The organism is Streptomyces sp. CB02400, assembly GCF_001905725.1.
GTDB classification, from domain to species: domain Bacteria; phylum Actinomycetota; class Actinomycetes; order Streptomycetales; family Streptomycetaceae; genus Streptomyces; species Streptomyces atrovirens.
This window is the reverse complement of sequence record NZ_LIWB01000018.1, coordinates 136,610-154,878: the sequence shown is the minus strand read 5'-3', so window position 1 is coordinate 154,878 and position 18,269 is coordinate 136,610. Positions and strand designations below refer to the sequence as shown.

Here is an 18,269-nt window from a genome sequence, read left to right as displayed (position 1 = left end):
TGGAGGCATGGGTCAGCCGGCGGAACGCGAATCGGGGGAGCGCACACCAGAAGGAGCGGCGCGGTTCGAGCTCCCGCCGGGGCAGCGGCTGCAGAAGGGCTGGCCGGTCACGCACTACGGGCCGGTCCCCAAGTTCCGGCCCGAACGCTGGGAGTTCCGGGTCTTCGGCGCCACCGCCGACGGTGCGAAACACTGCTGGAGCCACGAGGAGTTCACGGCCCTGCCGTACACCACCGTCGAGGCCGACCTGCACTGCGTCACCAAGTTCAGCATGGTCGGTGCCGAGTGGGGCGGGATCCCGGCGCGCACCATCGTGGACATCGCCCCGCCCGCGTCGGACGTCACCCATGTGATGGTCTGGGCGGAGTACGGATTCAGCTCCAACCTCCGGCTGGCCGACTTCACCTCCGAGCGCGCCCTCTTCGCCACCCACAAGGACGGCGAGCTGCTCACCGCCGAGCACGGCTTCCCGCTGCGGCTGATCGTCCCCCATCTGTACGCCTGGAAGGGCCCCAAATGGGTGCGCGGTGTGGAGTACATGACCGCCGACCGCCGGGGCTTCTGGGAGGAGCGCGGCTACCACAACGTCGGCGACCCCTGGACGGAGCAGCGCTACTCCTACCAGGAGGAGCCCGGGGACGGTCCCGAGCTGTAGACCTGGGGGAGCTCGTCAGGAGTCCCGGAGCTTCTTCAGCCGCTCCACGTCCGCGGCGTGTCCCTCCTTGCCGCCGGGCGTCTCGATGACCAGCGGTACGCCCTCGGTCGCCGGGTGCGTCATCAGCGCCCGGAACGGGTCCTCGCCGATGTGTCCGGCGCCAATGTTCGCGTGCCGGTCCTTGTGTGCGCCGACCACATCCTTGGAGTCATTGGCGTGGATCAGCTTCAGCCGGCCCTCGCCGACGGTGTCCACCAGCAGGTCCAGCGTCTGGCGCATCCCGCTCGGCCCGGTCAGGTCGTGGCCGGCCGCGAAGATGTGGCAGGTGTCCAGGCAGACGCCCAGCTTCGGATGGGCGTCCAGCGCCTCGAAGTACGGCCCGAAGTCCCAGGTCCGCGAGCACAGCGAGGAGCCCTGTCCCGCCGTGGACTCCAGCAGCAGGAACGGGTCGTCGTCATGGGTGAGCTCGTCGAGCAGCGGCAGCATGTGCTCCCGTACCTGCCGCAGCGCCACCGCCCGCTCCCGCCCGCCGGTCGCGCTGCCCGTGTGCACCACCACGCCCAGCGCGCCGATCTCCCGGCCGCGCCGCAGCGAGTGCCGCAGCGACTCCACGGACCGCTCGACGGTCGCCTCGGTGTGGGACCCGAAGTTGATCAGGTACGGGGCGTGCACGTACGCCGGGATCGAACCGGCCGCACAGGCCGCGCGGAACGCCTCGTCCTGCCTGGGGTTGCCGGCCGGGGTGGCCCAGCCGCGCGGATTGGCGACGAAGACCTGCACCGTCTCGGCGTTCAGCTCACGGGCGTAGGACAGGCCGACGGAGTGCAGACCGCCGGCCACGGGGACATGGCCGCCGACCGGGTTGCGGGCGGGACCGGACAGGTGACTCTTCACCCGTCAAGGGTGTCATGTGCGCCGGTCCCGTCCGTCAGCGGATCTCGATGGTTATCGTCGAGCCCTTGGGCGCGGTGTCCCCGCCGTCCACGGACTGGCCCTTGACGGTGTCGCCGAAGAGTCCGAGCAGTCCGCGGTCCTCGTCCACGCCGAACCCGGCGTCCTTCAGCTTCTGCTTGGCCTCGTCCACGCTGTCGCCGATCACGTCCGGCACCTCGATCATCTCCGGGCCCTTGGACAGCGTCAGCGTCACGGTGTCGCCCTCGGCGGCCTGCCGCCCCGCGCCCGGGGTCTGCCGGGCCACCCGACCGGCGTCGTGCTCGGAGTTGACCCGCTCGGCGGCGATCTTCACCTTGAGACCGGCCCCCTCCAGCTCCGCGCGGGCGTCCTCCGCGTCGTCGCCGGTCACGTCCGGCACGTCCACCGGGCTGCCCTTGCTCACGGTCAGCGCCACGGCGGAGTCCGCGCGGACCTTGGTGCCCTTGCCCGGCTCGGTGGAGATCACCGAGCCCTGGGGCACGGAGTCGCTGAACTCACGGGTGACCATGCCCGGCTCCAGGCCCTCGTCCTTCAGCAGCTCCCGCGCCTTGTCCAGCCGGTAGCCGTCGAGGTCGGGCACCCGCACGGTCTGCGGGCCCTTGGAGAGGGTCAGTGACACCGAGTCGCTGCCGCGGACACGGGCGCCCGCCTTCGGGTCGGTGCTGATCACCGTGCCCCGCTCCACGGTGTCGCTGTACGCCTCCTTGACCTGGCCGGCCTCCAGCCCGGCGTCCGTCAGCCGGTCCCTGGCCTCCTGCTCGGTCTTCCCCAGCAACGGCGGGACCTTGGTGAACTGACCGGAGTTGATGTACCAGATCCCCGTGCCGACCCCGAGGACCAGGAGCACGGCCACGACGATCGCCATCGGTCCGCGCCGCAGCGCGGCCCGGCGCCGGGGCGGCAGCGGCGGCGGGGACCGGAACCGGCTGGTGTGGTGCGGGGGGCCCGCGGCCTCGTCGTCCTCGTTGACGGGCAGCGGGCGGGGGACGTTCAGCGAGCGCGGGATGACGCTCGTACGGTCCTCCGCGTTGTCGTGCTCCGAGGTCAGCGCCTGCGGCGGGACCGCGTCGAGCTGCTCGGCGGTGAGCCGGCCGCGCCCCGCGCGGACCCGCGCGAGCAGTGCCACCGCGTCGTGCGGGCGGATCTCGGGGTTGCGGGCGGTCGCCGACGCGACCAGCTCGTCCAGCTCGTACGCCATGCCGGGCACGGTGGCCGACGGGGCCGGCACGTCGTCGTGCAGGTGCTTGTAGAGCACGATCGCGGGGGAGTCGCCGTCGTGCGGCTTCTCGCCGGTCAGCATCTCGTAGAGCAGGATGCCGCAGGCGTAGACGTCCACGCGGGGGTCGGCGACGCCGTTCTCGATCTGCTCGGGGGCCAGGTACGAGACCGTGCCCAGTACGGTGCCCGTGGTGTTCGTCACCGAGTCCACGGCGCGGACCAGCCCGAAGTCGGCGACCTTGACCCGGCCGTCGTCCCCTATCAACACGTTCTCGGGCTTCATGTCGCGGTGCACGAACCCGGCCCGGTGCGCGGCGCCGAGCGCGGCCAGCACCGGCTCCAGGATGTCCAGCGCGGCGCGCGGCTGGAGCGCACCGCGCTCGCGCAGCACGTCGCGCAGGGTGCAGCCGGCGATGTACTCCATCGCCAGATAGACGTACGCCCCGTCGGTGCCCTGGTCGAAGACCTGCACCACGTTCGGGTGGGCCAGCCGGGCGACCGACTTCGCCTCGCGGATGAACCGCTCGACGAACGAGCCGTCGGCCGCGAGGGAGGGGTGCATCACCTTGAGCGCGAGGATGCGGTCCAGACGGGTGTCCACGGCCCGGTAGACCGTGGCCATCCCGCCGACCGCGATCCGCGCCTCGACGCGATACCGGCCGTCGAGCACCTGCCCGACCAGGGGGTCCTGAAGGGTCGTATCCACGCCCCGAGTCTACGAGCCCCCACCGACACCCCCAGCCGCTTCACCCTCCGTTGAAGCGGACCTGTGACGTGTATCGCCCCGCTACGTGACTGCGGGCGCCCCCGCCGCCGTAACTGCGGGCAATCGTGCCGCTGGGGCGGCACGGGTGGGCGCGGCGGCACCCTGTGAGCGCCGGTAAGCGAAACCCACCCCCGCCCACCCTCAGCAAGCAGCGCCTAGAAAGCAGGCCGCTCAGGATCCAGCACAGCAAGCCCCTCCGCAGGAGACGACGCCGTAGCGAACCACCGCCGAGGAATCCGCCCCGCCAGCCGAGCCAACCGCCCCGCCTCCACCGCACACCGCATGGCGGAAGCCATCACCACCGGCTCCTGCGCCCGGGTGACCGCCGACGCCAGCATCACCCCCGCACACCCCAACTCCATCGCCAACGCCACATCCGACGCGGTCCCGGCCCCCGCATCGAGAATCACCGGCACCCCCGCCCGCTCCACGATCAACTCGAAGTTGTGCGGATTCCGGATCCCCAGCCCCGACCCGATCGGCGACCCCAACGGCATGATCGCCGCACACCCCACCTCCTCCAGCTTCCGCGCCAGCACCGGATCGTCGTTGGTGTACGGCAGCACCGTGAACCCGTCGTCGACCAGCGTCTCCGCCGCGTCCAGCAGCTCGATCGGGTCCGGCAGCAGCGTCCGCTCGTCGGCGATGACCTCCAGCTTGACCATCTCCGTGCCGAGCGCCTCCCGCGCGAGGCGCGCGGTGAGCACGGCCTCCCCGGCGGTGAAGCACCCCGCCGTGTTCGGCAGCACCCGGATGCCCAGCTTCTCCAGCACCGACAGCACGGACCCGTGCACCGAGGGGTCCACCCGCCGCATCGCGACGGTCGTCAGCTCCGTCCCGGACGCCACCAGCGCCCGCTCCAGCACGTCGAGGCTCGGCGCCCCGCCGGTGCCCATGATCAGGCGGGACGTGAAGGACGTACCACCGAGGAGGAACGGATCGTCGGCCATGGTCAACCTCCCTGGACGGCGGTCAGGACTTCCACGCGGTCACCCTCACAGAGGGGCGTGGCGGGCCACTGCGCGCGCGGGACGACGGTTTCGTTGAGGGCGGCGGCCACCCCCGAGGGTGCCGCGGTGAGCGACTTCACGACGAGGTCGAGAGCCGTGCCGGGCGCGAACTCCCGGCGCTCCCCGTTGACCGAGATGTTCATGCGGGCTGCTCCGTGCGGACGGCGGCGCCGAAGCGCCGGGGGGTGAACGGGCGGGCCACCTCCGGCAGGGCGCCGGTGGTCAGGGCCTCCGCCATGGCATCGCCGGTGACCGGTGTCAGCAGGACACCGTTGCGGTGGTGGCCGGTGGCGAGCAGCAGCCCCTCGAGCTCCGTCGGGCCGAGCAGCGGCGCGTTGTCGGGGGAGGCGGGCCGCAGCCCGGCCAGGGTCTCGGTCAGCGGCAGCTCGGTGATGCCGGGGACCAGCTCGTGGGCGTCGCGCAGCAGCTCGTACACGCCGCCCGCGGTCACGGTGGTGTCCCAACCCATCTCCTCGCTGGTCGCCCCGATCACCAGCTCGCCGTTCTCGCGCGGCACCAGATAGACATGGCTGCCGCGCACCACGGCCCGCACGGTCCGGTTCAGGAAGGGGCCGTGCCGCGCGGGCATCGTCAGCCGCACCACCTGCCCCTTCACGGGACGCACGGGAGGCAGTACGTCCGCCGGGACGCCCGCGAGCCGCCCGCTGAGGCTGCCCGCGGCGAGTACCACCTGTCCGGCGCCCAGCTCGGTGCCGTCGGCCGTGACCACGCCCGTCGCGCGGTCTCCCGCGACGACGAGCCGCTCGGCCCGCGCGCGGTGGACGGTCACGCCCGCGCGTTCACAGGCGGTGACCAGCGCGGCCGCCAGCCGCCGGGGGTCGATCTGGTGGTCGCCGTCCACCCGCAGGCCGCCGCGCACCCCCGGCGCGAGCATCGGCTCCAGGCGCCGGCAGTCCCGCCCGGACAGCCACTGCGAGTCCAGCCCGGAGCGCTGCTGCAGGGCGTGCAGTTCCCGCAGGTGGGCGCGGTCGTCGGCGTCCAGTGCCACGGCGAGCGTGCCGCACGCGCGGTAGCCGAGGTCGTGGCCGGTCAGCTCGGTCAGTTCGGCCGCGAAGCCGGGATAGCGCCGCGCGGAGGCGAGGTTCAGACCGAGCAGGGTCTCCTCGCCGTAGTGCAGTTCGGTGACGGCGGCCAGCATCCCGGCGGCCACCCGGGCGGCGCCGCCGCCCGGCTCGGGGTCCACCACGGCCGTGGCGAGACCGCGCTGCGCGGCCCGCCAGGCCGTGACCAGACCGATGATTCCGCCCCCGACGACGAGGACGTCTGAGGTACGCGTGGGCGACATGGGCGTCCAGCCCCTCCCTTCGCCGGCATGACCCGGATCAGGTTCGTACGGTCGGAGGCCGCCAGCCTCCCTCTCAGCCCGGTGCGTCCGGGCTCCCGCGAGTGCTTGTACGTTGGCCACCCTAGCCCTCAGGGCACCGCGCTTGTAAGGGAGCCTCCGCGTGGCACCATCGCTCGACGGACTCGTCCTCGCCCCCGTGGCCGACCAGGCCCCCGGCCAGGTCGGTACCCGCACCCGGTTCGTCTACCACGAGCGGGACGGCGAGGTCTGGGCCGAGTACGCGGGCGGCGACGTCGTACGCGGACACCTGGTGGGCACCCGCGCGGGGGACCGGCTGGACTTCCGGTACGTGCAGCTCAAGCGGGACGGCACGACCTCCTCGGGGCACTGCGTGTCGACGGTCGTGGAACTGCCCGACGGACGGGTACGGCTGGAGGAGAGCTGGCGGTGGGAGTCGCAGCCGGGCAGCGGGACGAGCGTGGTGGAACAGCTCGGCTGATCGACGCCGCGTCAGGTGTCTAAGGTGATCGGGTGAGCGAGCAGACGCAGGGACCGGGACGGTCCGAGCCGGGGCGGGTGGTGGTGGCGGGCGCGGGCATGGCCGGTGTGCAGACCGCCCTCGCCCTGCGGGAGCAGGGTTTCACCGGCACCGTGACCCTGATCGGCGCGGAACCCCACCAGCCGTACGACAGGCCGCCGTTGTCCAAGGCGCTGCTGCTCGGCAAGGCCGAGGACTCCGCCTTCGACGTCGACTTCGAGGACGCCGGCATCGAACTGCGGCTCGGCTGCGAGGTGCTCGGCCTGCGTCCCGCCGACCACGAACTGGACACGGAGACCGGGCCCGTCCCGTACGACGTCCTGGTGGTCGCCACCGGTGCGGAACCGGTCCGGCTGCCGGGCGCGGAGGGTGTGCCCGGTGTGCATCTGCTGCGCACCCTGGACGACGTCGCGCGGCTGCGTCCCGTGCTCGCGCGGCAGCACGACATCGTGGTGGTCGGCGCCGGCTGGATCGGCGCGGAGTTCGCCACGGCGGCCCGCGAGGCGGGCTGCGCGGTCACCGTCGTGGAGGCGGGGGAACGGCCGCTCGTCGAGGCGCTGCCCGCCGAGGTGACCGCCCCGATGGCCGCCTGGTACGCCGAGGCGGGCGTCACGCTGCGCACGCACGCGCGCGTGGAGCGCGTCGAACCCGGCGCCGCGGTCCTGGACGACGGCACGCGGCTGCCCGCGGGCGCCGTGGTCGTCGGCATCGGGGCCCGGCCCGCCACCGCCTGGCTGGCGGGCTCCGGGATCGGGCTCGGGGCGCACGGCGAGGTCGTCGCCGACCGCCATCTGACGACCTCCCTGCCGGACGTGTACGCGGTCGGCGACTGCGCGTCCTTCCCGTCCGGGCGCTACGGCGAGCGTCTGCTGGTCCACCACTGGGACAACGCCCTCCAGGGGCCGCGCACGGTCGCCGTGAACATCCTCGGCACGGCCACCGGCCGGGAGCCGGTGGTCTACGACCCGGTGCCGTACTTCTGGTCCGAGCAGTTCGGGCGCTTCGTGCAATACGCGGGGCACCACGCGGACGCCGACCGGACGGTGTGGCGCGGGGACCCCGCCGAGGCGGCGTGGAGCGTCTGCTGGCTGCGGGGGTCCCGCCTGGTCGCGCTGCTCGCGGTGGGACGGCCCCGGGACCTGACGCAGGGACGCAGGCTGATCGAGGCGGGCACGGCGATGGACGCGGAGCTGCTGGCGGACCCGGCGCGGCCCCTGAAGTCGGCGACGGCGTGACGCTCCCGGCCCGGCGCGTCCGCCCAGGCGGGCGGGGCTGACTTCCGACTGTCAGTGGCAGATGGCACGCTTGTCCCGTGACCGAGATTGACGCAAAGATCGATGCTCTCGTCCCCGCCTGGCTCACCCTGCCCGACATCGCCGAGATGCTCGGTGTCGAGGTGACGCGCGTCCGGCAGCTGGTCAAGGAGGGCCAGCTCATCGCCGTACGCCGAGGTGAGAACCGCGCGCTGCACGTGCCCGCCGCCTTCATCGACGGGGACAAGGTCGTCAAGGGCCTGACCGGGACTCTGACGCTCCTGCGGGACGACGGCTTCACGGACGAAGAGATGCTGGAATGGCTCTTCACCCCCGACCCCTCCCTGCCGGGCACTCCCGCCCAGGCACTCAGTGAGAACCGCGGCACGGAGGTGAAGCGCCGCGCCCAGGCGCTCGCGGTCTGACCGCCCCCGACCGACCGGAACCGAACACCACCGGCCGGGGCACGGGCCCCGGCCGTGGGAAGCCGTGTCGGCGCGGCGTCCGGGGCGGATGGCGGGAGGGGGGCCGGGTGGGGCGGCCTTGTGCGCCGGGTATGGGTGTCTCGTGGTGTTCGGGGCGGTGCGGTGGTCGGTGAGGGGTGTCTCGCGGTTGCCGGCGTGGCGGCATAGGGTCCGTTGCGGTGTGCGCTCCGTCGGTTCGTGACGGCCGGGGGTGTGCGCCCATGACATACCGGGCCCGCCGGGTCCGTACGCCGCCGACATCCTGGGGGACCTTCCTGTGACCGCCACCGCTCGCGCCCGGCTCGCCGACGCCCGGCTCTATCTGTGCACCGACGCCCGCAGGCGGCAGGGCGATCTTCCGGAGTTCCTGGACGCGGTCCTGGCCGGCGGGGTCGACATCGTGCAGTTGCGGGACAAGGGCATGGAGGCCGGCGAGGAACTCGAGCATCTCGCGGTCCTCGCCGACGCCTGCGCCCGGCACGGCAAGCTGCTCGCGGTCAACGACCGCGCGGACGTCGCCCACGCCGCCGGAGCCGACGTCCTCCACCTCGGCCAGGGCGACCTGCCCGTCCCCGCCGCCCGCGCGATCCTCGGCGACGACGTCCTGATCGGCCGCTCCACCCACGCCGAGTCCGAGGCCGCCGCGGCGGCCGTCCAGCCCGGCGTGGACTACTTCTGCACCGGCCCCTGCTGGCCCACCCCCACCAAGCCCGGCCGCCACGCCCCCGGCCCGGACCTCGTCCGGTACACCGCCGCCCTGGGCACCGAACGCCCCTGGTTCGCCATCGGCGGCATCGACCTCGGCAACCTCGACGAGGTGCTGGACGCCGGTGCCCGCCGGGTCGTCGTCGTACGGGCCGTCACCGAGGCGGACGACCCGGGCGCGGCGGCGGCCGAGTTCGCGAAGCGGCTGCGGCATCCGGCGCCCTCGGACGCCGGATGACCCCCGCGCGTCTCAGGTTTGTCCAAGGGGTGGACAACAAGTCGGCATTTCGGACAAATATCCTGCATCCGGTTGGGGGACCGCCGCCCCCTGGCTAACCTGCCGGTATGGCCCTCGGAACCGCATCCACCAGGACTGATCGCGCACGCACCGTGCGCGACATGCTCGCCGCCGGCAAAACGACGTATTCGTTCGAGTTCTCGGCGCCGAAAACCCCCAAGGGCGAGCGGAACCTGTGGAGCGCGCTGCGCAGGGTCGAGGCGGTCGCGCCGGACTTCGTCTCCGTGACCTACGGCGCGGGCGGCTCCACGCGCGCCGGCACGGTCAAGGAGACCCAGCAGATCGTCGCCGACACCACCCTCACCCCGGTCGCCCACCTCACCGCGGTCGACCACTCCATCGCCGAACTGCGCAACATCATCGGCCAGTACGCCGACGCCGGGATCCGCAACATGCTCGCCGTGCGCGGCGACCCGCCCGGCGACCCGATGGGCGACTGGGTGCCGCACCCGCAGGGACTGACCTACGCCGCCGAACTCGTCCGGCTCATCAAGGAGTCGGGCGACTTCTGCGTCGGCGTCGCCGCCTTCCCGGAGATGCACCCGCGCTCGGCCGACTGGGACACCGACGTCGCCCGCTTCGTCGACAAGTGCCGGGCCGGCGCCGACTACGCGATCACCCAGATGTTCTTCCAGCCCGAGTCCTATCTGCGGCTGCGTGACCGAGTGCACGCGGCGGGCTGCGAGACCCCGGTGATTCCCGAGGTCATGCCGGTGACCAGCGTGAAGATGCTGGAGAGGTTGCCAAAGCTCAGTAACGCCGTGTTCCCGGAGGCCCTCGAAGAGCGGATCCTCGCAGCGAAGGACGATCCGGCGGCGGTACGCTCGATCGGTATCGAGTTCGCCACGGAGTTCTGCGCCCGGCTGCTGGCCGAGGGAGTGCCCGGACTGCACTTCATCACGCTCAACAACTCCACGGCGACCCTGGAAATCTACGAGAACCTGGGCCTGCACCACCCACCGCGGGCCTAGACCGGTCGCACGGATATACGACACACTGCGTAGCGACCACTGGGAGAGGGGCGTACATGGGCTGGGCGGTCCTCTACATCGCGTTCGGCATCGTCGCGCTGTGGTTGCTCGGTGAGGTGCTGCTGCAGTACAAGGCACGCCTGCGCTGGCGGCTGCTCGCCTTCGCCGGCTTCCTCGGTGTCGTGCTCGGTGTGCTGATCCCGTCCGTGGTCGTCATCGGTCTGGGCGCCGCGGCCTTCGCGGTCGGCCAGACCTATGTGACGCTGTCGTTCCGCCGCGGCTTCGCGGCCGGCTGGGCGGTCAACGCGCCCATGCTGGCCGCCGCCAGGGGCCGCCGCGGCGACCGCGGGCACCAGGAGCCGACCCTGGAGGTCTCCGGCCTGGAGGAGTCCGGCGCCGGCTACGGCGACGAGGACGACGCCCCCCGCGACCGGGCCGGCCACCACGCGGACGACGACTACGACCGCGACGACGTGTTCACCCCCGCCGCCCGCCCCGACCAGCCGGCGGCCGACGGGACCACCGCCGTCTACGAGCCGCAGCCCATGCCCGACGACACAGGCTCCTACGGCGTCTACGGCGGCGACACCGGGTACGCGGCCCCGTCCCAGGACCAGTACGCGGCGGCCACCCAGGGCGCCGACCCCAACTACGCCTACGACTACTCCGGTTACGGACAGCAACAGGGCTACGACACCACGGGCCAGCAGCAGTACGCGGCCTACTCCGACCCGTACATCGGCAACTCGGCCTACGGGGACAGCTCGTACGACACCGGCTACGCCGACCCGCAGCAGTACTCCCAGCAGGGCTACGGGCAGGACCCGTACGCCCAGCAGGGCTACGGCGGCGAGACCCCGGCCGGCGGCCTGTGGGTCCCGCAGCAGCGCAGCGCCGACGACCCGTACGGCGGTGAACTCCCGCCCGAGCAGCAGCAGTACCCGTACCAGGGCGACGGGCAGACGCACGGCAACGGCAGCGGGTACGACGAGCAGTACCGCTACTGAGCGCCCTCACTGCGACCCGCGGAACTCCGGCCCCTCCACGATCAGCCCGGCGACCAGCGCCCCCGACATCCCGGCGTGCGGGAGCCCGCCGCCGGGGTGGGACCAGCCGCCGGCCGTGAACAGCCCCGTCAGCCCGGTGCTGTTGGCCGGGTGGAGCAGCCGCCCGCCCGCCGCGGCCAGCGCCGGTACCGGCACCGCGCCGCCCTCCGCGCCGGTCTCCCCGGCGATGTCGGCCGGGGTGCGCACCTCGTGCCACAGCAGCCGGTCGCGCAGGCCGGGTACCGCACGTTCGGCGACGGCGATCAGACGCTCGGCGTACGCGTCCCAGGACTCCTCGGCCCCGGCGGGCACCACCGACGTCACCGTGACCGCCTCGTGGCCGGCGTCGGGGACCAGCGCCGGGTCGTCCGGCCGCAGCACCGTGACCGTGGGCCGCGGGGGCAGGCCCCCGGGCGCACCGGACAGCGACTCCAGTTCGGCCTCCCGGTCCTCCGTGTGCACGACCGTACGGTGCGGGGTCCCCTCCGGGCGCCCGCCCCGCAGCGCCAGCGCCACCGTCACCCTGCTCGCCGTCCCACGACGGGCCGGGACCTCTCCGGCACCGCGTACCCGCGTCCCCCGGCCCAGCCGCTCCAGCACCCCGGGAGCCACCCCGGCGACCACGAGGTCCGCCTCCGCGACGGTGCCGTCGGTGAGCTCCAGCCCCGCCGCCCGGCCGTCCTTCTCCGTCACCCCGGTGACCTCCGCGCCGAAGCGGAACTCCACCCGGCGGGCCAGACACCGCTCGTACACCGCCCGCGCCAGCTCCCGCATGCCGCCGCGCACGTACCACATGCCGAAGGCGTGCTCCATGTACGGCAGCACCGCCGCGCTCGCCGGGGTGGCGCGGGGATCGAGGCCGTACGCCAGGGCGTGGCTCTCCAGCAGCGCGATCAGCCGGGGATCGCGCAGCTCCCACGCACCGACCTCCGCGAGCGTGCCCGCCGTGCGCGTGCGCAGGAACTTCCTGTGCGGGACCGCCGGATACGGCTCACGCTCGGCCAGCACCTGCCAGTTGGGCCACAGCGGCTCCTCCAGCAGCGGCCTGCGCGACCGGTCCCAGGCCTCCCGGGCCCGTACCAGGAAGTCCCCCCAGCGCCGGGCCGCGTCCGCCCCGAGGCCCTCCTCCAGCGCGGAGACGACACCCGCGCGGGAGGCGTTCGGCAGCGACACACGCGTACCGTCCGCGAACACGTGGTGCGACGACGGGTCGACCTGGACCAGCTCGACGCACGTCTCCAGCGGCTCCTTGCCGGTCTTCACGAACAGGTCCCGGTAGACCGCCGGCAGCGGGAGCAGCCCGGGCCCGGTGTCGAAGGCGAACCCGTCCCGCTCCAGACGGCGCAGCGCGCCGCCATAGGTCTCCGTCCGCTCGTACACCGCCACCCGGTGGCCCGCGACGGCCAGCCGGGCGGCGGCCGCCATCGCGCCCATCCCGGCGCCGATCACCGCAATCCGTGCCATGCCAGGGACTTTATCCGCCGCCACCGACAGCCCGTGCCCGAGTACCCGCGCCCCGCCCCGGCCCCCGGACTCCGGGCGGCGGCACCGGGCCGTGGGCGCGCGTGCGCAGCCCTGAGTACCCGTACCTAGCCGCCGAGTTGAGTACGCGCGCGGATGGGGGCCGGCCCCCGGGAACGGGAGAGTGGAGACCACGGAGAGGGGCCCGGTCCCGGAACCGGCGACACGGGGCGCCGGAACGGTAAGGGCCCACGATCCGCTCCTTCCGCCGGCACCGTCGGCGGGAGCGAGGCACGGGGGAACCCGGGGGACGACCGCAACGGGGTTCTGGGGGAACGCACGGGGGAGTGAGGAAGGCGCCGGTCCGACGGTGGCCCGCGGGGGACGCGGCCACCGCCGGACCGGCGCTTTCGTCCGTCCGGGGGTCAGCGGCGGCCGCTGACCCGCCCCTGCAGCAGCCGGGACAGGGCGGAGTGCACGTCGTCCAGGGAGCGCTCCGGCTGGAAGGACTTCCAGTCCAGCGCGGCCACCAGCACCATGCCGACCAGCGCCGCCGCCGTCAGCGGGACGTCGATCTCCTCGCTGAACTCGCCGTTCGCCACCCCCTCGCGCAGCACGCCCTCGACCACCGCCACGGCCTGCTGCCGCACCACCATCAGCGTGGACTGCCAGGCCCGGTTGGTGCGCCACAGCTCGGCCACGTACAGCTGGGTGAAGGCCGGGTAGCGGTCGATGAAGACGAGCCCCGCGCGGATCATCGCGTCCAGGGCGTCGACCCCGCCGCCGCCCTCCGCGGCCGTCCGCTCGGCCGCCTCCCGCAGAGAGGCGGTCAGCAGACCGACCCCGTGCCGCAGCAGCTCCTCGAAGAGGACCGACTTGCTCGCGAAGTTGTAGTAGACCGTGCCCTTCGCGACCCCCGCCCGCTCGGCGATCTCGTCCACGGTGGTGGCGGAGAAACCTTGCTCGGCGATGAGGGTGACGGCCGCCTCGTAGAGCTTCTGCCGGGTGGCCTCGCGACGGGCACTGCCGCCCGGCGTGGTGCTGCTGCGTTCCATGGCCCTGATTGTCACAGGAACGCCGATCCGTCCGTTCACAAGGTCAGCTCCGGGTGCAGCCGGTCCATCGTCCACACCTGGCGGCGGCGGGCCGACAGCGCGGTGAGCGCGAGGGCGCCCGCGGTGAAGGCCGCGAGCACGGCGCACGCCTGCCACACCGGTCCGAGGCCGCCGCCCGTGATGAGCCGCCGCAGCGCCTCGACGACATGGCTCATCGGCAGGAACGGGTGCAGCGCGTTGAAGAAGCCGGGGCTGGTCTGCACGGGGTACGTGCCGCCCGCCGAGGTGAGCTGGAGCATCAGCAGCGCGAGGACGAGGATCCGGCCGGCCGCGCCGAAGCGCGCGTTCAGCCACTGCACGATCGCCGCGAAGCACGCCGTCACCAGGCACAGGAAGCCCACCGTGCCGGCCGCCCGCGCCATCTGCAGCCCGAGCGCCCAGTGCAGCACCGCCATCAGCGCCAGCGTCTGCAGCACCCCGATCGCCACCACCGGCAGCCAGCCCGCCAGCGCGATCCGCCAGGCGGAGGCGCCCGCCGCGAGCGCGCGCCGGTTCATCGGCGCGATCAGCATGTACGCCACCATCGCGCCCACCCACAGCGACAGCGGGATGAAGTACGGGGCGAAGCCGGTGCCGTAGTCGGGCGCCTTGTGCAGGTCGTGGGAGACGAGCCGGACCGGGTCGGCCATCACCTCGGTGCGCCGGTCGCGGTCCCGCTCGTCGTAGTCGGGGATCTTCCCGGCACCGTCGTGCAGGCCGCCGGCGAGTTCGCCGGAGCCGTCGACGAGCTTGTAGAGGCCGCCGTTCAGATCGTCCGCGCCGGTCTTCAGCTCGCCGACGCCCTTGTCCAGGTCCGCTGCGCCGGTCTCGGCGGTGCCGAGTCCCTTGTTCAGCTTCTTCGCGCCGGCGGCGACCTTGCCGGCCCCGGCGTCGAGCTTGTTGATCCTGGTGACGGCGTCGTCGAGGTCCTCGGAGAGGTGCGGGGCGCGGTCGGCGAGCGTCCGGGCCTGCTTCTCCAGGGCGGCGAGGTGGGTGTCGAGCTTCTTCAGGTCGTCGTGGTGGCCGGTGACCAGGGAACCGACGTCGCCGGCGACGTCCGCCGCCGTGGCCGCCGCGTCCTTGGCCTTCTTCAGGTCCGGGCAGGCGGGGTCGGGCAGGACGGGGTCCTCGCAGCGCGCCTTGTGGATGCCGTCCATGGTGTCGGACGCCGCGCGGGCGTCCTTCACGGCGGCCGGCGCCTCCTCCTCCAGGGAGTCGAGGTCCGCGCGGAGCTTTCCGGCCGAGTCGGCGACGAACCGCGCGGTGTCGCCGATGGCCTTCTCGTTCTTCTCGAGGAACGGGCCCACCTCGGCGTCGACCGCGTTCACCTTGTCGGCGAGCCTCCGCGTGCCGTCCGCGACCTTCTTCGAGCCGTCCTCCAGGTCGCCGGCGCCCTTGTGGAGGGTCTTCAGGCCCTTGGAGAGCTTCCCGCTGCCCTTGCGGGCGTCCGCCAGGCCGTCGGCGAGGTCCTTGGAGCCCTTCTCCGCCTTCCCGATGCCGCCGCTCAGCTTGTCGGCCCCCTCGGCCGCCTTCACGGTCTCGCCGTGGATGTCCGAGAACGAGACGAAGATCCGGTCCAGGAAGGAGCGCGACGTCTTCGTGGACGCGGCCCGGCGCACCTCGCCGAAGACCGTCCGGGAGATCTGCCCGACGATGTAGTTGTTGGCGTCGTTCGTCCGCACCTGGAGGGCGCTCGTCTCGGGGGAGCCGCCCGAGCTGGAGGCGATACGGCGGCTGAAGTCGGCGGGCATGGTCAGCGACAGGTAGTACGTGCCGTCCTCGACGCCCCGCCGGGCCTCGTCCGCGCTCACCTCCCGCCAGTCGAAGGTGCCGCTGTCGCGCAGCCCCTCGGCGATGTCGTCGCCCGCGGTGATCCGCTTCCCGTCGGCACCGGCCCCCTTGTCGTCGTTCACCAGCGCCACCGGGATCCGGTCCAGACGGCCGTACGGATCCCAGAACGACCACAGGTACAGGGCGCCGTACAGCAGCGGCAGCACCAGCAGGGCGACCAGGGCCGCGCGCGGCAGCCTGCCCCGGCCGAAGCGGCGGAGCTCAAGAGCGGCCAGTCGAGGCGATCGCATCGGCGGCCTCCTTCCCGTCGTCGTGCTCGTCGTCGTGCCGGTCGGTTCCCGTGCGGACGGGCGTCGCGCCGGGCGGTGCCTCGCTGCACACGGCCAGCACGGTGGTGCCGGCGCCGGCGATGGACCGCAGCAGGGCCCAGACAGCGTCCCGTTCGGCGGACGAGAGCTTCAGGTCGGTGTCGTCCACACCGAGCAGCCGGGGGCGCCCCAGCAGCGCCAGCGCGAGCGACAGCCGCAGCGCCTCCACCCGCTCCAGATCCCGTACGGCGGTCCGCGCGGCCTTGGGGAGGGAGGTGAGGTCCAGACCGGCGGTGGTCAGCGCGTCGTCGACGCGCGGGCGCGGTCGCGGGCCGCCGAAACGGCGCTGCAGCAGGACCTGTTCCCGCAGGTGCTCGCCGACGGTGAGGGCCGGGTCCAGGTCGGTGACCCCGGCGACGTGCGCGAGCGCGCTGCGGCGGCGTACGGCGGACATGCGCCTGGGCAGTTCCAGCCCGCCCACGGAGGCCAGGCCCTCCGTGGGCCGCATCCGGCCGGTGAGGGCGAGCAGCAGGCAGGTGCGGCCCGACCCGGACGGCCCCTCCACCGCGATCAGCGAGCCGGGCCCCGCGTCGGCCGAGACCCCGCGGAACGCCCATCCCCGGGGCCCCTTCAGGCCGAAGCCGCGGGCCGTGACGGCGAGTCCGGACGGACCGTCCACCAAGTCCCCCTGTTTTTGAACTGACTGGTCAGTGCAAAAACTAACGCGAACAGTCGATCGAAGCAAAAGCCCAGGTCAGAACGGATTGTCAGTGGCATACCTCACGATGTGTACATACGGCACCTCTTAGTAGGGGAGCCGTCACAAAGACGACAGGAGGTTCGTCATGGCCCACTCGTCCGCAGCCGCCGCCCGTCGGCGCCGCGCAACCGGCCCTGCCCCCTCACTGAACGGCCCGGCGAGCGACATCCACCCCGTGCTGCGCCGCGCCACGGCCCCGCCCGCCGCCCTCGACCTGCTCGCCCAGGCCCGTGCCGGACTCGACGAGGCCGCCGTCCTCGAGACACCCAACGAGCGCTACGCGACGGCCCACCTCGCCGCCCTGCGCACCGCCGCCGCCGTGCTCGCCGCCCGCGGCCGGCCCGAGACCTCGCCCCGGGCCCGGGCCAGAATACGGAGCGCCTGGGAAGTGCTCCCCGAGATCGCGCCCGAGCTCACCGAGTGGAGCGCGCTGTTCGCCTCCGGGGCCCGGCGCCGCGCCCGCGCCGAGGCCGGCATCCAGGGCGCGGCCACCGTCCGCGACGCCGACGACCTGATACGCGACGTCGCGATGTTCCTCCGCCTGGTCGAACAGATGCTGGTCCTCCAACCGGTCCTGCCCCTCCCAGGGGCGCGGGGGGCTGCGCGAGGGGAGTCCGGGGGCGAAGCCCCCGGGGAAGGGAAGGGAAGGGGCGGAGGGGGCGAAACACCGCGCGCAGCCCCCTAGCCCCCAGCCAGGTGGCCGGGAACCACGGCGCAGGCCATAGGGTGGACACCGCCTGAACCCGATCGCCCCGCCGAGGAGTCAACTACCGTGTCGGACCCGATGCGGCCCCGCGCCGCCCTCCGTACCGCCGTGGTCTGGGAGGTCCTCCAGGACGCCCTGGAACGCCGGGTCAAGGCGACCGGACGGCAGGCGCTGGACGTCCTCGACACCGGCGGCGGCAGCGGCAACTTCGCGGTGCCCCTCGCCCGCCTCGGCCACCAGGTGACCGTCGTCGACCCCAGCCCCAACGCGCTGTTCGCCCTGGAACGCCGCGCCGCCGAGGCCGGCGTCGCCGACCGGGTGCGGGGCGTCCAGGGCGACGCCCGGGGCCTCTTCGACGTGGCCGAGCGCGGCGGCTACGACGTCGTGCTGTGCCACGGCGTCCTGGAGTACGTCGACGACCCCGCCGAAGGCGTCCGCAACGCGGTGGCGGCCCTGCGCCCCGACGGCGTCCTCAGCCTGCTCGCCGCGGGCCTCGGCGGCGCCGTGCTCGCCCGCGCCCTCGCCGGTCACTTCACGGAGGCCAAGCAGGCGCTCGACGACCCGAACGGCCGATGGGGCACCGGCGACCCCGTGCCGCGCCGCTTCACCGCCGACCGGCTCACCGCGCTCGTGGAGGGCGCGGGCCTGACGGTCGGCGCCGTGCACGGCGTGCGGGTCTTCGCCGACCTCGTCCCCGGTGTGCTCGTCGACACCGAGCCCGGAGCCCTGGACGCGCTGCTGAAGCTGGAGGCCGCGGCGGCCGAGCTCGCCGCCTTCCACTCCGTGGCCACGCAACTTCATGTGCTCGGTGAGACGCGGGGGACCCCGGAGGCCTGAGCGGCTGCCGGGACGCGCCGCTGATCAGCGACGCGTCCGGTGGCCCCGCCGCGCATGGAGTGCGCCACAGGCCCCCCGAATGGCGGCTTGGCGCCGTATGATCGAGGGAGACCGCCGGGCATGACGGGTCGGCCGCCGGGGAATGAGAA

The 18,269-nt window shown here is 73.4% G+C and carries 18 protein-coding genes and 1 riboswitch; of the genes, 9 read left to right on the top strand and 9 right to left on the bottom strand.

Annotated elements, in window-relative coordinates; translation table 11 throughout:
- Window positions 1-7 precede the first annotated feature (7 nt).
- Window positions 8-655, top strand: a complete 648-nt coding sequence (locus AMK33_RS32570) for a sulfite oxidase-like oxidoreductase (RefSeq protein ID WP_073936594.1) — start codon at window positions 8-10, stop codon at window positions 653-655.
- A 15-nt stretch (window positions 656-670) separates the two neighbouring features.
- Here the strand turns inward: AMK33_RS32570 and AMK33_RS32565 are convergent, their stop codons facing one another.
- The 5 genes from AMK33_RS32565 to thiO all read right to left on the bottom strand — a co-directional run bounded on the left by AMK33_RS32565 (window position 671) and on the right by thiO (window position 5,888).
- On the bottom strand, window positions 671-1,549 hold the full coding sequence (locus AMK33_RS32565) for a deoxyribonuclease IV (protein WP_073936593.1): 879 nt from the start codon (window positions 1,547-1,549) through the stop codon (window positions 671-673).
- A 34-nt stretch (window positions 1,550-1,583) separates the two neighbouring features.
- Window positions 1,584-3,512 (bottom strand): Stk1 family PASTA domain-containing Ser/Thr kinase, encoded by a 1,929-nt coding sequence (gene pknB / locus AMK33_RS32560; protein WP_073936592.1) that lies wholly within the window; start codon window positions 3,510-3,512, stop codon window positions 1,584-1,586.
- 215 nt (window positions 3,513-3,727) lie between these two features.
- Window positions 3,728-4,522: a thiazole synthase gene (locus tag AMK33_RS32555; RefSeq protein ID WP_073936591.1), complete on the bottom strand. Its 795-nt coding sequence runs from the start codon at window positions 4,520-4,522 to the stop codon at window positions 3,728-3,730.
- A gap of 2 nt (window positions 4,523-4,524) precedes the next feature.
- Window positions 4,525-4,725 (bottom strand): sulfur carrier protein ThiS, encoded by a 201-nt coding sequence (gene thiS, locus AMK33_RS32550; RefSeq protein ID WP_073936590.1) that lies wholly within the window; start codon window positions 4,723-4,725, stop codon window positions 4,525-4,527.
- Entirely contained in the window at window positions 4,722-5,888 is a 1,167-nt protein-coding gene (gene thiO / locus AMK33_RS32545; RefSeq protein ID WP_073936589.1) for a glycine oxidase ThiO, read from the bottom strand. Before thiO ends, thiS begins: the two co-directional genes overlap by 4 nt.
- A riboswitch (TPP riboswitch) is annotated at window positions 5,886-5,997 on the bottom strand. Its footprint overlaps the gene before it by 3 nt.
- 51 nt (window positions 5,998-6,048) lie before the next feature.
- Here thiO and AMK33_RS32540 point away from each other — a divergent pair.
- The 6 genes from AMK33_RS32540 to AMK33_RS32515 all read left to right on the top strand — a co-directional run bounded on the left by AMK33_RS32540 (window position 6,049) and on the right by AMK33_RS32515 (window position 11,124).
- Window positions 6,049-6,387 carry a hypothetical protein gene (locus tag AMK33_RS32540; protein WP_073936588.1) on the top strand — a complete coding sequence of 113 codons (339 nt, stop codon included), beginning with the start codon at window positions 6,049-6,051 and terminating at the stop codon, window positions 6,385-6,387.
- A gap of 32 nt (window positions 6,388-6,419) precedes the next feature.
- Window positions 6,420-7,661, top strand: coding sequence for an NAD(P)/FAD-dependent oxidoreductase (locus AMK33_RS32535; RefSeq protein ID WP_201263118.1), 1,242 nt, complete (start codon window positions 6,420-6,422; stop codon window positions 7,659-7,661).
- 77 nt (window positions 7,662-7,738) lie between these two features.
- Window positions 7,739-8,104, top strand: a complete 366-nt coding sequence (locus tag AMK33_RS32530) for an Rv2175c family DNA-binding protein (protein WP_073936587.1) — start codon at window positions 7,739-7,741, stop codon at window positions 8,102-8,104.
- Window positions 8,105-8,405: 301 nt separating this feature from the next.
- On the top strand, window positions 8,406-9,086 hold the full coding sequence (gene thiE / locus AMK33_RS32525; RefSeq protein ID WP_073936647.1) for a thiamine phosphate synthase: 681 nt from the start codon (window positions 8,406-8,408) through the stop codon (window positions 9,084-9,086).
- A gap of 107 nt (window positions 9,087-9,193) precedes the next feature.
- Window positions 9,194-10,117, top strand: a complete 924-nt coding sequence (gene metF, locus AMK33_RS32520; protein WP_073936586.1) for a methylenetetrahydrofolate reductase [NAD(P)H] — start codon at window positions 9,194-9,196, stop codon at window positions 10,115-10,117.
- Between the two features lie 56 nt (window positions 10,118-10,173).
- Entirely contained in the window at window positions 10,174-11,124 is a 951-nt protein-coding gene (locus AMK33_RS32515; RefSeq protein ID WP_073936585.1) for an SCO2102 family sporulation regulator, read from the top strand.
- 6 nt (window positions 11,125-11,130) lie between these two features.
- Here the strand turns inward: AMK33_RS32515 and AMK33_RS32510 are convergent, their stop codons facing one another.
- The 4 genes from AMK33_RS32510 to AMK33_RS32495 all read right to left on the bottom strand — a co-directional run bounded on the left by AMK33_RS32510 (window position 11,131) and on the right by AMK33_RS32495 (window position 16,496).
- Window positions 11,131-12,627, bottom strand: coding sequence for a phytoene desaturase family protein (locus AMK33_RS32510; protein ID WP_073936584.1), 1,497 nt, complete (start codon window positions 12,625-12,627; stop codon window positions 11,131-11,133).
- Window positions 12,628-13,049: 422 nt separating this feature from the next.
- On the bottom strand, window positions 13,050-13,679 hold the full coding sequence (locus tag AMK33_RS32505) for a TetR/AcrR family transcriptional regulator (protein WP_073936583.1): 630 nt from the start codon (window positions 13,677-13,679) through the stop codon (window positions 13,050-13,052).
- 35 nt (window positions 13,680-13,714) lie between these two features.
- A complete protein-coding gene (locus tag AMK33_RS32500; RefSeq protein ID WP_073936582.1) occupies window positions 13,715-15,799 on the bottom strand; it encodes a YhgE/Pip domain-containing protein in 2,085 nt (694 codons plus the stop codon).
- Window positions 15,771-16,496, bottom strand: coding sequence for an ATP-binding cassette domain-containing protein (locus AMK33_RS32495; RefSeq protein WP_073936581.1), 726 nt, complete (start codon window positions 16,494-16,496; stop codon window positions 15,771-15,773). The genes AMK33_RS32500 and AMK33_RS32495 overlap by 29 nt, the downstream gene beginning before the upstream one ends.
- Window positions 16,497-16,662: 166 nt before the next feature.
- On the opposite strand from AMK33_RS32495, the gene AMK33_RS32490 reads away from it, so the two are divergent.
- Window positions 16,663-17,262 (top strand): SAV_6107 family HEPN domain-containing protein, encoded by a 600-nt coding sequence (locus AMK33_RS32490; protein WP_073936580.1) that lies wholly within the window; start codon window positions 16,663-16,665, stop codon window positions 17,260-17,262.
- Window positions 17,263-17,349: 87 nt separating this feature from the next.
- Window positions 17,350-18,120 (top strand): methyltransferase, encoded by a 771-nt coding sequence (locus AMK33_RS32485; RefSeq protein ID WP_167748607.1) that lies wholly within the window; start codon window positions 17,350-17,352, stop codon window positions 18,118-18,120.
- The last annotated feature ends 149 nt before the right edge of the window (window positions 18,121-18,269 follow it).

Excerpts from the sequence above, each read along its gene's own strand:
- AMK33_RS32500 (WP_073936582.1), bottom strand. The coding sequence starts at position 15,799 with ATGCGATCGCCTCGACTGGCCGCTCTTGAGCTCCGCCGCTTCGGCCGG.
- thiO (WP_073936589.1), bottom strand. The coding sequence starts at position 5,888 with ATGTCGCCCACGCGTACCTCAGACGTCCTCGTCGTCGGGGGCGGAATC.
- AMK33_RS32510 (WP_073936584.1), bottom strand. The coding sequence starts at position 12,627 with ATGGCACGGATTGCGGTGATCGGCGCCGGGATGGGCGCGATGGCGGCC.
- AMK33_RS32490 (WP_073936580.1), top strand. The coding sequence starts at position 16,663 with ATGGCCCACTCGTCCGCAGCCGCCGCCCGTCGGCGCCGCGCAACCGGC.
- AMK33_RS32515 (WP_073936585.1), top strand. The coding sequence starts at position 10,174 with ATGGGCTGGGCGGTCCTCTACATCGCGTTCGGCATCGTCGCGCTGTGG.
- AMK33_RS32505 (WP_073936583.1), bottom strand. The coding sequence starts at position 13,679 with ATGGAACGCAGCAGCACCACGCCGGGCGGCAGTGCCCGTCGCGAGGCC.
- thiS (WP_073936590.1), bottom strand. The coding sequence starts at position 4,725 with ATGAACATCTCGGTCAACGGGGAGCGCCGGGAGTTCGCGCCCGGCACG.
- AMK33_RS32555 (WP_073936591.1), bottom strand. The coding sequence starts at position 4,522 with ATGGCCGACGATCCGTTCCTCCTCGGTGGTACGTCCTTCACGTCCCGC.
- AMK33_RS32570 (WP_073936594.1), top strand. The coding sequence starts at position 8 with ATGGGTCAGCCGGCGGAACGCGAATCGGGGGAGCGCACACCAGAAGGA.
- metF (WP_073936586.1), top strand. The coding sequence starts at position 9,194 with ATGGCCCTCGGAACCGCATCCACCAGGACTGATCGCGCACGCACCGTG.